Origin of the sequence: Acinetobacter portensis, assembly GCF_010646905.1 — a bacterium.
Taxonomy (GTDB): Bacteria; Pseudomonadota; Gammaproteobacteria; order Pseudomonadales; family Moraxellaceae; genus Acinetobacter; species Acinetobacter portensis.
Genome location: NZ_JAAARQ010000002.1, coordinates 2051834 through 2067379, shown reverse-complemented (window position 1 = coordinate 2067379; position 15546 = coordinate 2051834). Strand labels below are relative to the sequence as shown.

Sequence of the window (15546 nt, the reverse complement as noted above, 5' to 3'; positions counted from 1 at the left end):
TAATAATTAATTTAAAGCTCAATTTTATAAAAAAGAAGATAAACATATGAAAGCGATTATTACTCAAGGCGCAACTACAACGCATGGTGGTGTAGTTTCTGAATTTTTAGATACTTTTACAATTGACGGTAAAAAAATTCATTTAGATGGTATGACCCATTATTGTCCATTATGTAAAAAGACCGTTTCTGCTATTGGTACAGATAGCACCAAAATAGTGATGGGTAAAAAAATGGTTTTTGAGGGTGATAAAACCAGTTGTGGTGCGACTTTTATTGGTAATCAAACTCTTGCTTTTAGTACAACTGGAAGTAAGGCGCTTGGTATGGATTTAATTAGTAGTCTGATTCTAAATAAAGAAAGTCATGAGTTTGCGGAACGTTTTTTATTACAAAGTGAAGTTACCAATGAGCCAGTACGTAATGGGAAATATGAAGTTTATAAAAATGGTCAACTCGTTTTAACGGGTACGACTGATGAAAACGGTATGACTCAACTCATTACAGGAACGAATAGTGAAAAAATAGATATTCGCATTGTTGGTAAAAGTAATGACTGAATGGTATCAAGCTGTATTAAAAAAAGCGAAAGAAGAAGCTGCTAAGAATCCAACGGTGATTAAAGTAGATAGTGATAGATATTTAACCAGCGGTGAAATATCTTTAGCTAAGTTGATTTATAAAAACTCTATTGATTATGAAAAAGTTAGAATTATTAATGGTGGGCTTTTAGGTATTCCAAATAGATCAAATAATGCTATGGCACCATATGGAAACATACATTTCCCTACAAAGCATTATGAAAAAATTAAAGATTTTTCAAAATCTACGTCATCAAATAAAATTTGGTTTATTCATGAAATAGCACATGTTTGGCAATATAGACTAGGTTTAAGTGTTGCCCTTAGAGGAATAGATATTGGTCTACGAGGTGGTTATTACAAGGCGAAAGCTTATGGTTATGATTTAATTTGTGATGATCAGTATCTAGAATTTAATCAATTTAATTTTGAGCAACAAGCTGAAATCATAAGCCATTATTTCGATGCTTTTTACTTGCCAGAAAAAGGTCATAACGATCTTGATTTACACAATAAAAATTTAAAACAGAAATTTGCATTACAAAAAGTTTTAAGTGTATTTATTAAAAATCCCTTAGATAAAAATTTAATCTCAAAGAACCATGGGAAACTTTATTATGGGAAAGAACCTATACAATACTAGAAATATTAGCTACATAATATTTTTACTGCTTCTTCCAAATTTTTCATACGCTATTTCTAATCCTTATAGAGGTGGGGCTGTAATAATTTCAATGAAGGATAATAGTCCTTGTTTTTCTGTAGATGATGAGAATAGGAAAAGTAGTTTTAGTGTGGTTGTTTCGGGTGAAAACCCTGAGGCTGGAGAAAGTTGGTCTTATGTAAACACTTCCCTAACTCAGCTCCCTAATACTAGTAACTGCATAAAAATAAAAGATTTTTCATTATTGGAGGCTAAGTTAGATACGCTTTATAATGTTACTTTAGGTGCTACTAACATAGCCTATCTGACAGATTTTTGTATAGCAAAAAAAAATGAGGATTATGTTATACAAGATTATGATTTTAAAAATAATAAATGTGTAGACAAAGAGTTGAGTTTTTGGGAAAAAATTAAGTCGTTTTTTAATAAAATTTTTTCACATTTATCTTAGTAATAAAATTGTTAGGGGCTGTAGTAGATTAACTTTGTGATAATCTACTACAGCCCCTAAATTTATATTTCTACAAATATTATTACCTGCTCACTGGGCTTTATATAAACTATAAAGTCCAATGAAATCTCATCATTTTATCCGTTATTTTTATTCCCCAATCCCAGCTTAACGCCCAAATAACAATCTCCCCCTCTCCCATTTCAAGGTATAATTCAATCCTGTTTTAAATATTTGCTTCTTATGAAAATTCGCATTCTCACCATCGGTCAAAAAATGCCTGCTTGGGTACTTACAGGTTTTGAAGACTACTTCAAACGCATCCAACCCTTTGTGCAAACTCAAATTATAGAATTGCCAATGGCAAAGCGTGGCAAAAATGATTCCGAAGCAGACATTTTAAAATACCGAAATATCGAAGGTGATAGCATTCTCAATGCTATGAAACAAAACGAAGTGCTTATTGCCTTAGAAGTAGGCGGACGTGAATTTAGCACCGAAAAACTTGCAGAAACCATGAAAAGTTGGATGCTAGAAGGCAATGACATTGTACTTGCAATTGGTGGGCCTGACGGTCACTCTGAAGCTGTACGTAAAGCCGCTGCATGGCACTGGTCATTATCTAAATTAACGCTTCCACACCCAATGGTACGTGTCATGCTCATTGAACAGTTGTATCGAGCGATGAGTATTAACAACAACCATCCATACCACCGTGCAGGCTAATCGACTTTGTTCCACTTTTAGAACGATTTGTTGATTATTTTGGATTTATCTTATTTTTATTATCTTAGATAATACCCATAGATTATTTATTTAGGCATAAAGTCATGAACTTACAAACTTTACCAGGATTGTTTATATCGCATGGTTCACCCATGCTTGCAGTTAATCCTGAACAAGTTGGCCCTGCATTAGAGCGTTTAAGCTTCAACCTTCCAAAACCTGAAGCCATTATTATCATGTCTGCACATTGGGAAAGTAACGCTCTAGAAGTAAGTTCAGCGGTACGTCCTGAAACTTGGCATGACTTCCGTGGCTTTCCACCTGAACTTTATGAAATTCGTTACCCTGCCCCGGGTCAACCTGAGTTAGCCGAAGAAATTTTGCATTTACTTGCACAAGCAGGTTTATCTGCACATGCAAATAGTACGCGCCCACGTGACCATGGTGTATGGATGCCACTGCTTCATATGTATCCTAACGCAGATATTCCTGTGGTTGAAATTTCATTACCAATGAATATGTCGGCTGAGGATATTTATAAAATTGGACAAACCCTTGCACCACTGCGTGAAAAGCAAATTTTAATGATTGGCTCGGGAAGTATCACGCATAATTTACGTGAACTATCTTGGAATGGTGATGCTCAATCTGTGCCTGAATGGGCGTCAACATTCCGTAATTATGTGGTTAGCAAATTAAATCATAATGATTTTGATGCTGTTCTAGATTGGAAAACCATTCCTCATGTAAGTCGTAACCACCCGACAATTGAGCATTTTGCACCTATATTCTTTGCAATGGGTGCAGGTCGTCGTTTTAGTATTGTTCATAGTAGTTTTTCTATGGGTTCATTGGGTATGGATATTTATCGTTTCGACTAAAACCACCTTATATCGAAAAATAAAATAACAATATATTAAATAATGGATACATTTCTCTACTGAAAAGATAGAAGTGTATCCATTTTATTTTCGCTTCTTTCCGTTATTCTTTAAGTATTAACTTTTCAATAAAGAATAGACCGAAAATGAAATTAAAATATCTTGCTATTGCTCTCTTTCCTTTAGCACTTGCTGCATGTCAATCTAGCGATATTCAAAAAGTTGGAGATTTAGCTGTGTCTGTATTACAACAACAAAATGCCGATAAGACATTAACTTCATATACATGGAGTGCCAAAACTGAAAATGCACAAAATCCAATTGTTCTGACATTTGATGATAAAGCTCGTTTAAGTGTTTCAACAAGCTGTAATACACTTGCAACGTCTTGGAAAGTTGAAAACAACACAATTACCACGGGTAATATCGCATCTACAATGATGGGATGTGGTGAAGATGCAATGAAGCAAGAACGTTTTGCTGGCAGTTTATTTAGCGAACGTAAAGCACCTTTCGTTTTAAACTTGAATGATGTTCAAAACCCTACATTAACCATTGTTGCACCAAACGGTGAAAAAATTGTTTTCACTGGGAAAATGACACCAGAAGTAAAATATCAAACTCAAGCTGAAACAATTTTCTTAGAAGTAAGCCCTAAGACTGTTCAATGCCAAGGTGTAGCTCCACAAACTTGTTTGCAAGTTCGCGAAATTAAATACAACGAACAAGGTATCAAAACTCAAGTAGATGCAAATTGGTCAAACTTTTATGACCAAATTGAAGGTTTCGAACATACACCAAATGAGCGTCAAATCATTCGTGTAAAACGTTACGAAATTAAAAACCCTGCTGCCGATCAATCTAAATATGCATATATCTTCGATATGGCTGTTGAACGTGAAGCGGTAAAAGGTTCTCTTTAATTTAGTATCTTAAATGTGACTTCTTTTATTTATGATTGTTTTTTTCTTCCCCAATTGAAAAAATTGAAAATTTTAAAGAAGTCTTAAAATAAAAAAACCGATGCAGTTGCATCGGTTTTTTTATGATTCTAGCCTAAAGCTTAGAATACACCTTGCGCTAACATCGCATCAGCAACTTTTACGAAGCCTGCAATGTTTGCACCGTTTACATAGTTAACTGTACCGTCAGCTTCAGTACCATATTTAACACAGTTACGGTGAATTTCTTTCATAATTGCATGAAGACGTTCGTCAACTTCTTCAAATGTCCAACCTAAACGAATTGCGTTTTGAGACATTTCAAGACCTGATGTTGCAACACCACCAGCATTCGATGCTTTACCTGGTGCATAAAGAATTTTCGCTTCAACGAATTTTTCTACAGCTTCAAGTGTTGAAGGCATATTTGCACCTTCAGCAACAGAAATTACGCCATTTGCAATTAATTGTGCAGCATCTTCAGCATTCAACTCATTTTGAGTTGCGCATGGAAGTGCGATATCACATTTAATTGACCAAGGACGTTGACCTTCTAAATATTCGAAACCGTGTTTAGCGGCAAATTCAGAGATACGACCACGTTTAACGTTTTTAAGTTCCATTACCTCAGCAAGTAATTCTTCTGTAAAACCGTCTTTAACGTAAACTGTACCAGCAGAGTCAGAAAGTGAAACCACTTTCGCACCCAAATACATTGCTTTGTCAGCAGCATATTGAGCAACATTACCTGAACCAGAAATTGTTACCACTTTATCTTTAAAGCTTTCGCCACGAGTTTTGAGCATTTCCTCAGCGAAATACACAGTACCGTAACCTGTTGCTTCAGGGCGAGCCAATGATCCACCGAAAGATAAACCTTTACCGGTAAATACACTTGAAGTGTCATTGCTTAGCTTTTTCATCATGCCAGCCATGTAACCCACTTCACGACCACCAACACCAATATCACCCGCAGGAATATCTGTGTTAGAACCTAAATGACGGTAAAGTTCAATCATTAACGCTTGGCAGAAACGCATGATCTCACCTTCAGACTTACCTTTAGGATCGAAGTCTGAACCGCCTTTACCACCCCCCATAGGAAGTGTAGTTAAAGCATTTTTAAAAGTCTGCTCAAAACCTAAGAATTTTAGGATTGAAAGGTTCACAGATGGGTGGAAACGCATACCACCTTTAAATGGACCAATTGCAGAGTTGTACTGTACACGGAAGGCACGGTTTACATGAGTTTGACCTTGGTCATCTACCCAAGAAACGCGGAATTGAATAGCACGTTCCGGCTCTACAAGGCGTTCAAGCAAACCATATTGAGCATACTGTGGGTTCTTTTCAATGAAAGGCCAAAGGCTTGTCATTACTTCTTCAACGGCTTGAAGAAATTCTGGTTGATGTGAATCACGTGTTTTAACGTAATTTAAAAAGTCATTAAGACTGGTATATTTCAACGCTTAATCCTCAGCAGGAATGAATCAAAATTGGTCAAAATTTCAATTAATGTTTTATTTTGGCGCAAAACATTAAATATCTTTTGTAATAAATCTACAACAATTATTTAAATGAAATGTAATTAAATATTAAATAACAATTATTTATATTTATTATATCCAACAAAAATCCTATATTTTTCAAGTATCTCTAACAAATATATTGCCCCAAATAAAGACATATTTTGTATCAATTTAGAGCGCAAGATTATTAAAATAATTCATGTTAAAATCATCAACTTAATAAAACCTCTCCTTTTTTAACTACATACTCTGTAGTTGTGGTACCTAAATGAATTCGCAAATCGCACTCATCCAAAATATTGATGCCTTACTTCCACAAACCCAATGTGGTTTATGTGGTCATCGAGATGGGTGTTTACCTTATGCAAAATCTATCGTAAATGGCGAAGATGCAAACAAATGTGTTCCTGGCGGACAACCTGTTGCCGATGCTTTGGCTACATTACTTGCGCGTCCAAAACTAAAAGCTGAAGAAAGTGTTTGGCCTATTCAAAGCGATGGTCGCCCACAACGTATGAAAGCTGTTATTCGTGAAGATGAATGTATTGGTTGTACAAAATGTATTAGTGCCTGCCCTGTAGATGCCATTATTGGTTCAGGAAAACTCATGCATAGTATTTTGACCGACCTTTGCACAGGCTGTGAATTATGTATTCCACCTTGCCCTGTCGATTGCATCGATTTAGTTGAAGACTTAAAAGAAGTACCAACCGAAACCCTCCAAATTGCTGAACAAAACGATTTAAGACAACGCTACTATTCACATATTCAACGTGAAGAAAAACGTCGCATTCACCGTAAAGGACCTGTCGTTCGTGCCGAAATTGACACTGAGTTATTTGCACAATTTTCTGCACAAATTTCAAATATTCCTGAAATAAAAATAATAGAAAAAGCCAAAGCAGGCATTGTTCAGCAAGATGCTAAAACCACGATTGAACTTGCAAAAATTAGAACACAAATCAAAAAGTTAGAAAAACAGTTAAGCGTTCGTGATGATGAAAAAAAACGTGCACAATTAGATATGTTGCTACAACAACTTTCAGCTTTAGGAGCTTAAACATATGACCGTTAAAAATATGACCAAAAAGCAAATTCAAACGTTTTTTGAACGGTTACGTGAACAACGCCCCCATCCTGAAACAGAACTCAATTATTCAAATCCATTTGAACTTCTGGTTGCTGTGACTTTATCTGCGCAAGCGACAGATGTTAGCGTGAATAAAGCAACAGACAAACTTTTTCCTATTGCAAATACACCTGAAGCAATTTACGCCTTAGGTGTCGATGGATTAAAGACATATATCAAAACCATTGGTCTATATAATTCCAAAGCAGAGAATGTGATTAAAGCCTGTAAAATGCTTATAGAGAAGCATAACAGCGTTGTACCCAATAACCGTGCAGACTTAGAAGCTTTACCGGGTGTGGGTCGTAAAACAGCGAATGTGGTGCTTAATACGGCATTCGGACAACCTACCATGGCAGTCGACACGCATATTTTCCGTTTAGGCAATAGAACAGGCTTGGCTGTTGGGAAAAATGTATTAGAAGTAGAGCATCGACTAGTAAAAGTTATACCTAAAGAATTTATTATCGACTCACATCATTGGCTGATTTTACATGGTCGTTATTGTTGTATCGCGCGTAAACCCAAATGTAATGAATGCATTGTTTCAGATGTGTGTAATTGGCCAGATCGCTTTGAATTTGGTGCTGAAAGAGCCATTAAACTGAAAAATATAGATGCATAATGCATCTATATTTTTATAACTATTTATTCTTTTTTTTAGCGTCTAATTCTGCTTTTAATTTTGGATGAAGCTGATATTGCGGGCGCTGATCTTTCTTTTCCAAAGATTCTTTCTTTTGCGTTTCGCGTAACATTTTGAAGCTCACATATAACAAGCCAATCAGCATTGCAAAACAAAGAAGTACCAAAACAATTAAACCCACTTTTAGCAAAATCTAACCCTCAAAAATCAAAGCAATAAAAAAGAGCCCCAATATGACTTAGGACTCTTTTCTTGTCAAAATAATTACAGATTTAAAATCTAAATTATTTTGATTGATCTAAAATTGCGAATAAATCAGTTTGAACTTCATCAATTGGACGAAGACCATTTAATTTATTGTAAGTTGGCGCATTTACACCTGAAGCTGCACGACCTTGGTAGAAACCAACAAGTTGCTCAGTTTCTGTATGGTATGAACCCAAACGTTTACGAATTGTTGCTTCAAGGTCATCTGGACGTTGAATAAGATCTTCACCTGTTTCATCATCTTTACCTTCCACTTTTGGTGGGTTGTAAACGATGTGGTAAACACGACCTGACGCAGCATGTTGACGACGACCAGAAAGACGTTGAACAATTTCTTCATCTGGAACATCAATTTCAATCACGTGATCGATATTAATGCCTTCGTTTTCCAAAGCTTCAGCTTGTGGAATAGTACGAGGGAAACCATCAAAAATGCAGCCATTCACGCAATCTGGTTGAGCAATACGTTCTTTCACAAGACCAATGATCAGTTCATCTGAAACAAGACCACCGTTGTCCATCACGCTTTTAGCTTTAAGACCTAATTCAGTACCTTCACGAATTGCAGCACGGAGCATATCACCGGTTGAAATTTGTGGGACATTGTAGCGCTTACAGATCAACTGAGCTTGAGTACCCTTACCTGCTCCAGGTGGTCCTAGTAAAATAATGCGCATAAATAAACATCCTCATTTAACAATGTACATGACGCGTCGTTTATGGCGAACTCCAAGATTCGTCATTTGGATCAGCATCGAATTATAAAAAAGCCACAAACAAATGTATTAAACCAGCAACAAATCCGGTTACACCACCCAATAAAATCAAAATCCATTCGTCTTCCTGAAATGCAGGACGTAACAGATTCTGAAACTCTTTCGGGGTCAACTCGCGAATACGCTCTCGGAACATTTGAAAGATCTTTTGTGCACGGCTCGCATTGAACGCTGGGTCGCTTACAGGAACCATCGTAATTTCAATCGAGCGATCGATCAAGTCTGTCTTGAGTTTTGCATATTCTTTTGGCCCTAAAGAGAGCTGTAAAGATGTACGAACCAAAGGTGTTTCCATAATCTCATTAATATGTCGTTTTACAATACGGCGAGTTTTCTCTTTTTTACTGCCATACATCATTTCCGACATAATCGATTTTAAGGTAATTAAATCCTCTGTTACGACTTTTGCAAATACATCTGAGACTTCATCTTGACGCTTCATAAAAGCACCTTGGACATTATATGTTCCTATACGTGGAACAATTGGCTTAATCCAAGGAAATTTATGATCTTTTGTTCTTTCAAAAAACTGTAAATAACGAACATAATGTGGTTCAAGTGGATTAAATACCATCCAAATTGCAATCCAATTCGTTAAAAAACCCCAAACAGATGCCCAAAATGGAACCGTCCAATGCCATGGTATCACAAACCAGACAATCATTTGAAAAACACCAAAGACAATACCAATTAATGCGCTGATATGCCAAATAAAATTAATCTCTTTTTGCCCAACTTTAAGGAACATTCGAACCATTAAGTGGCGATCATTTTCCATTTGGCTGACCACCATTTCACGCATATCGACTAGAGATTCCACATTTACAGTCAAATCAACGACTAAATTTTCTAAAACAGCAGGCAACTGTTTATTGGCTTGTGCATAAATACGACGTTTTATAGCATAAGGCATATTTTCCCAAAGCACCGCATTTCGGTCCATCATCACTTCATCAATAAGATATTCAAGTTCTGTCCCAACTTGCTGACCAATAATATGCGCCATATCTTTCGGGTCCATTGCATCTAAAAACTCCTGCAATGACCCTAATTTAGACAATGTATTGTCTGTGATAATACCTGAAATTCTGCCCGCTTTTCGAGGCACAATGCCTTGCCAGCCAATAGGAAGTGATCCGAGATGAAATCCCCAGAAATGGATAGGAAAAAACACCATTTTTAGTGCCATCCAAACATGCGCCCAAGTTACAAATGCAGTGACAGGAATAATACTTAACACCGCCCAGAAATCTGGACGTTGCAAAAATGTTTGCCACAACTGATTGATGTACTCAAGCATGCATAAATTCCATATATCTTTCTATTTGCAAGATTTTAAAACTTCAATAAACACCCTATTTTGTCTATTCACAGACTACAACAGTATAGGAAAATTGTATTTCAGAGCCAAAACCTTCAACTGCACCTTTATGCTAACCAAATGAACTAGATTCTGTGATATTTCACACAAAATACGCGATTAATAAAAGTAATTTATTCAATCTCCCTCAACAAATTACGCTTATTTTTAATCTGATATAATTTGTATAAGTATAGATATCATAACTGTTTTTTTGATACTCAGCTCAATAGATATCGCTCACTAATTCAGCATCTATTTTCTTTTATTTGTTATTTATGCAAAAACGACAATATTTATATATTTAGCTTACATATTTAACAAGAAATAAGACACTTAAAGCTGATTTTAAACTGGCTTGAGAATCTTTCAATTTTGGACTTCGATCAAAAAAATAATGAAACTCCAGGTTTCTTTTTCTGTATCAAAAACAGCTATTCAAAACTTATTATTGAAATTGTTCTCAGAGATTTCCCCGTCATGACATTCAACAAAATCCTTATGCAGTTGAATGTAGCAGAATTATTGAAAATCTTATAGGCACGCCCTCCTAATTTTTATGTCGCATAAGTCAAAAAACCTTCTTTATATTATTTAATTTAAATAGACCTCCATCTTTCGCAAATGAAGTTGAGTTGCGTTAGAATATCGATCAAACTCCCTCACCCAACAGACCTAAGTACATTGCGTATGAAACAGAACTTTCCATTAAAAAATGTTCAACAAGAAAAGCGCATCTTTCGCAATCGTGTTTTAGTGTCTGTCGGAATTGTCAGTTTTTTCCTTTTGCTGCTTGTTGCCCGCTATGCATATTTACAAATTTCAAGTTTCGATGAGTTCTCAACAGCATCAGATAAAAACCGCATACGCTTACAACCACTCGCTCCTGCACGTGGCTATATTTACGACCGTAACGGCACATTATTAGCAGATAATTATCCTGTATTTTCGGCAACATTAAGCCGTGCTGATATTGATGATATTGATGACACTATTGATCGCTTAACCCCTATTTTAGAGCTCACTCAAGAAGATATTGACCGTTTTAAAAGTCGTATTAAAGTTTCACGTAAAACTGAACGTGTCGTGATTAAGCTCAATTTAAACGAAACAGATATCGCACGTTTTAGTGAAGTTAAATTTAAATTCCCAGGCGTAAACATTGAAACTCAAATGACGCGCTACTATCCACATGGCGAATTATTTGCACATGTGATTGGTTATGTTGGTCGTATTAACGATAAAGAATTAAAAGAAATTGATAAAGATGCTTATGCAGGCACCAACTTAATTGGGAAAATTGGTGTAGAAAAATCATACGAAGACTTATTGCATGGTGTTCCGGGCAATGAATCGATTGAAGCAGATGCACACGGTAATGTATTACGTCATTTAGGCCGTAAAGATCCTATTCGTGGTAACGATTTATATCTTTCTTTAGATTATGGTCTTCAAATGGTTGCAAGTGAGCAACTTGCAGGTCGTCGTGGTGCAATTGTTGCTTTAGACCCAACTACAGGGGAAATTTTAGCACTTGTATCTAGCCCAAGTTTCAACCCAAATTTATTCGTAACAGGCATTAGCTCAAAAGATTATTCAGAGCTTCGAGATAATCTAGACCAACCCCTTTACAACCGTGCAGTACAAGGTGCTTATCCACCGGGTTCTACCATTAAACCAATGTTTGGTTTGGGCGGGATTCACTATGGTTTAATCGATTGGCAAACAGCCATTCAAGATCATGGTTATTTCAACTTACCTGGCGATAGTCACCGTTTCCGTGACCATAAAAAAACAGGTCATGGCGTGGTCGATTTACACAAAGCTCAAGTTGTCTCTTGCGATACTTTCTTCTATGTTCTTTCTTACCGAATGGGCATTGAAAAAATGAATGCGTGGATGCGCCAATTTGGTTTTGGTGAAAAAACAGGAATTGACTTACCAAGTGAAAGTACAGGTTTGTACCCAAGCCCAGAATGGAAACTTCGTACACGTAAAGCGAAATGGCTACGTGGCGAAACAATTTCAGTCAGTATTGGACAAGGTGCATTTACTGCAACACCATTACAACTTGCCATGGCAACCGCTATTACATCCAACCAAGGCGCACATATTACGCCCCACGTTTTACGTGAAAGTAAAGGTGCTAAACCTTATACCGTTCATAACTCAACAGATGGCGTAATTCCATTCAACGGTAAACCTGAAGATTGGGTGAAAATGCGTGAAGCTATGGTTGATGTTGTAAACTCAGGTACAGGACGTGGAATTCGCACTCACCTTTATGATATTGCAGGGAAAACAGGTACAGCCCAAGTAAAAAGTATTGCACAGGGTAAAAAGTATAACGAATCTCTCCTGACTGAACGCCAACTTGACCATGGTCTTTTTGTTGGCTTTGCTCCTGCTGAAAAACCACAAATTGCCATTGCTGTTGTATGGGAAAATGGTCGTCATGGTGGTTCTGCCGCTCAAATTGCCAAACCATTATTCGATTATTGGTTGCTCACTCGTAAAAAGAATCCAATTAAACCTGCTGCTGGTCAAATGAGTGGTGGTCTTATGACGGCAGGTATTAAACCAAGTGAACTTCCAAGTGGCGATGGAAATCTACGTGCAACCACGCCAACGGCTAGTACAGATCAGACATCTACAACGAATCAACGCACAACGAATACAACAACACCTACAAATATTAACCCTCAAGTAAGTTCGCATGCTGCTTCTCAAGCAGTTAGCGAAGAGTAACGCTAAAGTATGAAAAATCAATTACGTATTATTGGTGGCGAATGGAAACGTCGCCAACTCCCTTTTGCTAGCATTGATGGTTTGCGTCCAACACCTGACCGTGTTCGAGAAACACTTTTTAATTGGTTAATGTGGGATATTCAAAATACACATGTTTTAGATATTTGTGCAGGTTCTGGTGCTTTAGCATTCGAAGCATTATCGCGTGGCGCAAGTCAAATCGTGATGATTGAACCAAATGCACAACAAGCAAAATTTTTGAAAGACAATCTAGAGCTTTTAAAAGTCACCAATCAACGTGCAAAATTAAAAATTGCCACAGCACAGCAAACGTTACCCACATTAAAAGAGCAATTTGACGTGGTTTTTCTAGATCCGCCCTATGGTTTAGATTTATGGGAAGAATTAGCGACTTTGGCAGATCCACTCATTAAAAATGATGGTTTTATTTACATTGAAGCTGACCGTGAATTATCTCAATTAAAAATCCCTGCAAGTTGGATTCAAATTAAGAATACAAAAGCAGGTACAGTTCGCGCTGGTCTGTATAAAAAGTCGAATCATTAAACAATAAAAAAAGGATGCTTATGCATCCTTTTTTTATCCCCCCAATTATGGGCGAAGTGGTCTTTGTGAGTTGGGTAAACCGTGTGATTTAGGCTGATTAGAATTCCAATTTGGCCTATTTTTCGTTGGCTTTTGCCCTTGATAATTTGGCCTGTAGTTTGGCTTATTATTCGGTTTATTGTTTGACTGATGTTGTGATGGCTTATGACCATTAAAATCAGGTCTGTTGTTTACAGGCGGTCTTGGTTTTTGTTGATTAGGACGATAATTGGGTCTGTAATCTGGTCGATGCGCTCCGCCATTATTCCAAGTCGGACGATCATACGAATGATTTCCTGAATAATTTGGACGATCATCATACGGAGCCATGACACAGCCTGTTAAAGCAAGACCTAGTGTCGATAACAACAATATTTTTTTAATCATCATAATGACCCTCAAATTTATATTCAAAGTATGGAATACAGACATGAATACTTCAGGGATCTGTCGTTTATTTTGTGTATAAGTTCATCCATGATTTGCTCATATTGTGCAGAACTTATCTACAATAAACATAAGAAAATATAGAAATAAACCTCTTTAATTCAATAAGATCACCTAAAATCACTTTTATTAATTTTTCCATTTTTAATTATGACTTGGCTTCTTTTTCTTCTGGGTGCAATCATTGCAGGCTTTGTACAAGGCTTAACAGGCTTCGCTTTTGGGCTTGTTGCTATGTCATTTTGGGTTTGGGCATTAGCTCCACAGCTTGCAGCCCCTCTTGTGGTTTTTGCATCTTTATGGAGTCATATTATTTCCCTATCAAGTGAAAATAAAAGCTATCACTTCGATAAAGCACTTGTTCTTCCTTATATTTTAGCTGGACTTATTGGCGTTCCAATTGGCACATGGTTACTTGACCGTGTAGAACCAGAAACATTTAAACTCGTATTGGGTACATTCTTGATGATTTGGAGCCCACTGATGTTATTTAATCCAAAATTTATCTTTATACAAAAATCAGGAAAATATGCAGATAGCTTCATTGGTTTTTTAGGCGGTATTTTAGGAGGATTAGGTGGCTTTAGTGGCGCTCTACCTTCTGCATGGCTAATGCTCAAAAATCTACAAAAAGATAAACAGCGCTATATTATGCGTCACTTTAATTTCGCTATTCAGGTTTTCACTCTTAGTGCATATTTAATTCAAGGAAACATTAAAAGCCAACACATCACTTATATTTTAGTTCTTATGTTTACAGTCAGTATTCCTGCAATTTTAGGAGCAAAGCTATTTTATAAAATTTCAGAAATTCAATTTAAAAAAATTGTCTTGAGCTTACTTTTTGCTTCAGGCGTTTTTATGAGTTTAAACAGCTTCATTTGAGTTTTTTCAAATCATGCATCATTAAAATTTCTTAGACCAAAAGAAACGAACCATTTGCCCACGATCATAAGGAAAACTAGATACATATTCATATCCAACCTTATGTGCCTGATCGAGCTTAAACTCCATGCCATAACCAAATGAAACCGCAAAATCATCAACGCCAACATTGTTCTTTTGCCCTGCCATAAACTTATTTTGCGCACCTTCAAACTGATACGCAGTATTGTTATAAATCCTTAAATTTTCATCTTCATAAAAATTGTTTTTTAAGAAACTATAATCCCTAAATTCTTCATCAATTTTTTCTATTTTTTCTTTTTGCTCTTTTTCTTGGGTTTCAAACAAAGTTTCTTTTATCTCTTCTTCATTTTTATTGTTATGTTCCTCTGCTGCGTTCATTTCCATGCAGTAGCAACCTAATACACATAAAATAAGATATTTATTCATCATTACCCCATTTAAATGACCTTTCCAGCCCAAAACATAACGCCTTACCCAAAAATCGAGAACCTCTACTTTTATATTCATTAAAATGAGATATTTTATTCAATATAAATTTAACCATAGAATTCAAAGAAACGAGTATAAAAAGCGTTAATTCTCATCAAAAACTATATTTTTTAATCACAAAACGCATAATTGATTGAAAAGAAAGCAATCAAGCATAAATACACTTGCCAAGATTTATTTCGTCCTCTATTATTGCGCACATGCCCGAGTGGTGAAATCGGTAGACACAGGGGATTTAAAATCCCCCGCCCACAAAGCGTGCCAGTTCGAGTCTGGCCTCGGGCACCATTTTAATACTTCTTAAAATGGTGCATTAAAAATTCCAGCTATATGCTGGTTTTTTTATGTCTGAAATTTAGTAAACTTCATATTCCGTCAATAATAATATCTATAAAAA

The 15546-nt window shown here is 36.3% G+C and carries 17 protein-coding genes and 1 tRNA gene; 12 read left to right on the top strand and 6 right to left on the bottom strand.

Features of this window, described 5'->3' with window-relative positions:
* Positions 1-46: 46 nt before the first annotated feature.
* The 6 genes from GTK57_RS09830 to GTK57_RS09805 all read left to right on the top strand — a co-directional run bounded on the left by GTK57_RS09830 (position 47) and on the right by GTK57_RS09805 (position 4225).
* Complete coding sequence (locus GTK57_RS09830) at positions 47-559, top strand: PAAR domain-containing protein (RefSeq protein WP_152874248.1); 513 nt, start codon at positions 47-49, stop codon at positions 557-559.
* On the top strand, positions 552-1223 hold the full coding sequence (locus GTK57_RS09825; protein WP_163123160.1) for a zinc protease: 672 nt from the start codon (positions 552-554) through the stop codon (positions 1221-1223). The genes GTK57_RS09830 and GTK57_RS09825 overlap by 8 nt, the downstream gene beginning before the upstream one ends.
* Complete coding sequence (locus tag GTK57_RS09820) at positions 1198-1695, top strand: NF045616 family extracytoplasmic (lipo)protein (RefSeq protein WP_152874357.1); 498 nt, start codon at positions 1198-1200, stop codon at positions 1693-1695. The genes GTK57_RS09825 and GTK57_RS09820 overlap by 26 nt, the downstream gene beginning before the upstream one ends.
* 243 nt (positions 1696-1938) lie before the next feature.
* Entirely contained in the window at positions 1939-2421 is a 483-nt protein-coding gene (gene rlmH, locus GTK57_RS09815; protein WP_152874356.1) for a 23S rRNA (pseudouridine(1915)-N(3))-methyltransferase RlmH, read from the top strand.
* A 104-nt stretch (positions 2422-2525) separates the two neighbouring features.
* On the top strand, positions 2526-3302 hold the full coding sequence (locus GTK57_RS09810) for a DODA-type extradiol aromatic ring-opening family dioxygenase (RefSeq protein WP_163123157.1): 777 nt from the start codon (positions 2526-2528) through the stop codon (positions 3300-3302).
* A 146-nt stretch (positions 3303-3448) separates the two neighbouring features.
* Complete coding sequence (locus tag GTK57_RS09805; RefSeq protein ID WP_163123154.1) at positions 3449-4225, top strand: META and DUF4377 domain-containing protein; 777 nt, start codon at positions 3449-3451, stop codon at positions 4223-4225.
* Positions 4226-4365: 140 nt separating this feature from the next.
* Here the strand turns inward: GTK57_RS09805 and gdhA are convergent, their stop codons facing one another.
* A complete protein-coding gene (gdhA, locus tag GTK57_RS09800; RefSeq protein WP_152874353.1) occupies positions 4366-5709 on the bottom strand; it encodes an NADP-specific glutamate dehydrogenase in 1344 nt (447 codons plus the stop codon).
* A 331-nt stretch (positions 5710-6040) separates the two neighbouring features.
* On the opposite strand from gdhA, the gene GTK57_RS09795 reads away from it, so the two are divergent.
* Both GTK57_RS09795 and nth read left to right on the top strand, forming a co-directional pair.
* Positions 6041-6832 (top strand): RnfABCDGE type electron transport complex subunit B, encoded by a 792-nt coding sequence (locus tag GTK57_RS09795; protein WP_163123151.1) that lies wholly within the window; start codon positions 6041-6043, stop codon positions 6830-6832.
* Between the two features lie 4 nt (positions 6833-6836).
* On the top strand, positions 6837-7526 hold the full coding sequence (gene nth, locus GTK57_RS09790) for an endonuclease III (protein ID WP_152874351.1): 690 nt from the start codon (positions 6837-6839) through the stop codon (positions 7524-7526).
* Positions 7527-7545: 19 nt separating this feature from the next.
* On the opposite strand, the gene GTK57_RS09785 is transcribed toward nth, so the two are convergent.
* The 3 genes from GTK57_RS09785 to GTK57_RS09775 all read right to left on the bottom strand — a co-directional run bounded on the left by GTK57_RS09785 (position 7546) and on the right by GTK57_RS09775 (position 9890).
* Positions 7546-7728, bottom strand: coding sequence for a hypothetical protein (locus tag GTK57_RS09785; protein ID WP_228720337.1), 183 nt, complete (start codon positions 7726-7728; stop codon positions 7546-7548).
* A gap of 103 nt (positions 7729-7831) precedes the next feature.
* The gene (adk, locus tag GTK57_RS09780; RefSeq protein WP_152874349.1) at positions 7832-8491 is read right to left on the bottom strand and encodes an adenylate kinase; all 660 of its coding nucleotides are present in this window, start codon (positions 8489-8491) and stop codon (positions 7832-7834) included.
* Positions 8492-8573: 82 nt separating this feature from the next.
* Positions 8574-9890: a hypothetical protein gene (locus GTK57_RS09775; RefSeq protein WP_152874348.1), complete on the bottom strand. Its 1317-nt coding sequence runs from the start codon at positions 9888-9890 to the stop codon at positions 8574-8576.
* Between the two features lie 750 nt (positions 9891-10640).
* On the opposite strand from GTK57_RS09775, the gene mrdA reads away from it, so the two are divergent.
* Complete coding sequence (gene mrdA, locus GTK57_RS09770; protein WP_163123145.1) at positions 10641-12698, top strand: penicillin-binding protein 2; 2058 nt, start codon at positions 10641-10643, stop codon at positions 12696-12698.
* Between the two features lie 9 nt (positions 12699-12707).
* The gene (gene rsmD, locus GTK57_RS09765) at positions 12708-13265 is read left to right on the top strand and encodes a 16S rRNA (guanine(966)-N(2))-methyltransferase RsmD (protein ID WP_152874346.1); all 558 of its coding nucleotides are present in this window, start codon (positions 12708-12710) and stop codon (positions 13263-13265) included.
* A gap of 45 nt (positions 13266-13310) precedes the next feature.
* Here rsmD and GTK57_RS09760 read toward each other — a convergent pair whose 3' ends face one another.
* Positions 13311-13691 (bottom strand): hypothetical protein, encoded by a 381-nt coding sequence (locus GTK57_RS09760; protein WP_163123142.1) that lies wholly within the window; start codon positions 13689-13691, stop codon positions 13311-13313.
* Between the two features lie 210 nt (positions 13692-13901).
* Here GTK57_RS09760 and GTK57_RS09755 point away from each other — a divergent pair, with 210 nt between their 5' ends.
* Positions 13902-14636, top strand: coding sequence for a sulfite exporter TauE/SafE family protein (locus tag GTK57_RS09755; protein ID WP_152874344.1), 735 nt, complete (start codon positions 13902-13904; stop codon positions 14634-14636).
* A 21-nt stretch (positions 14637-14657) separates the two neighbouring features.
* Here the strand turns inward: GTK57_RS09755 and GTK57_RS09750 are convergent, their stop codons facing one another.
* Positions 14658-15167 carry a hypothetical protein gene (locus GTK57_RS09750; RefSeq protein ID WP_163123139.1) on the bottom strand — a complete coding sequence of 170 codons (510 nt, stop codon included), beginning with the start codon at positions 15165-15167 and terminating at the stop codon, positions 14658-14660.
* A gap of 184 nt (positions 15168-15351) precedes the next feature.
* On the opposite strand from GTK57_RS09750, the gene GTK57_RS09745 reads away from it, so the two are divergent.
* A tRNA-Leu gene (locus tag GTK57_RS09745) sits at positions 15352-15437 on the top strand.
* Positions 15438-15546: the final 109 nt, after the last annotated feature.

Excerpts from the sequence above, each read along its gene's own strand:
- GTK57_RS09795 (WP_163123151.1), top strand. The coding sequence starts at position 6,041 with ATGAATTCGCAAATCGCACTCATCCAAAATATTGATGCCTTACTTCCA.
- GTK57_RS09820 (WP_152874357.1), top strand. The coding sequence starts at position 1,198 with ATGGGAAAGAACCTATACAATACTAGAAATATTAGCTACATAATATTT.
- GTK57_RS09810 (WP_163123157.1), top strand. The coding sequence starts at position 2,526 with ATGAACTTACAAACTTTACCAGGATTGTTTATATCGCATGGTTCACCC.
- GTK57_RS09830 (WP_152874248.1), top strand. The coding sequence starts at position 47 with ATGAAAGCGATTATTACTCAAGGCGCAACTACAACGCATGGTGGTGTA.
- GTK57_RS09775 (WP_152874348.1), bottom strand. The coding sequence starts at position 9,890 with ATGCTTGAGTACATCAATCAGTTGTGGCAAACATTTTTGCAACGTCCA.
- rsmD (WP_152874346.1), top strand. The coding sequence starts at position 12,708 with ATGAAAAATCAATTACGTATTATTGGTGGCGAATGGAAACGTCGCCAA.
- GTK57_RS09750 (WP_163123139.1), bottom strand. The coding sequence starts at position 15,167 with ATGAATATAAAAGTAGAGGTTCTCGATTTTTGGGTAAGGCGTTATGTT.
- GTK57_RS09760 (WP_163123142.1), bottom strand. The coding sequence starts at position 13,691 with ATGATTAAAAAAATATTGTTGTTATCGACACTAGGTCTTGCTTTAACA.
- GTK57_RS09825 (WP_163123160.1), top strand. The coding sequence starts at position 552 with ATGACTGAATGGTATCAAGCTGTATTAAAAAAAGCGAAAGAAGAAGCT.
- mrdA (WP_163123145.1), top strand. The coding sequence starts at position 10,641 with ATGAAACAGAACTTTCCATTAAAAAATGTTCAACAAGAAAAGCGCATC.
- nth (WP_152874351.1), top strand. The coding sequence starts at position 6,837 with ATGACCGTTAAAAATATGACCAAAAAGCAAATTCAAACGTTTTTTGAA.
- rlmH (WP_152874356.1), top strand. The coding sequence starts at position 1,939 with ATGAAAATTCGCATTCTCACCATCGGTCAAAAAATGCCTGCTTGGGTA.
- adk (WP_152874349.1), bottom strand. The coding sequence starts at position 8,491 with ATGCGCATTATTTTACTAGGACCACCTGGAGCAGGTAAGGGTACTCAA.
- GTK57_RS09805 (WP_163123154.1), top strand. The coding sequence starts at position 3,449 with ATGAAATTAAAATATCTTGCTATTGCTCTCTTTCCTTTAGCACTTGCT.
- GTK57_RS09755 (WP_152874344.1), top strand. The coding sequence starts at position 13,902 with ATGACTTGGCTTCTTTTTCTTCTGGGTGCAATCATTGCAGGCTTTGTA.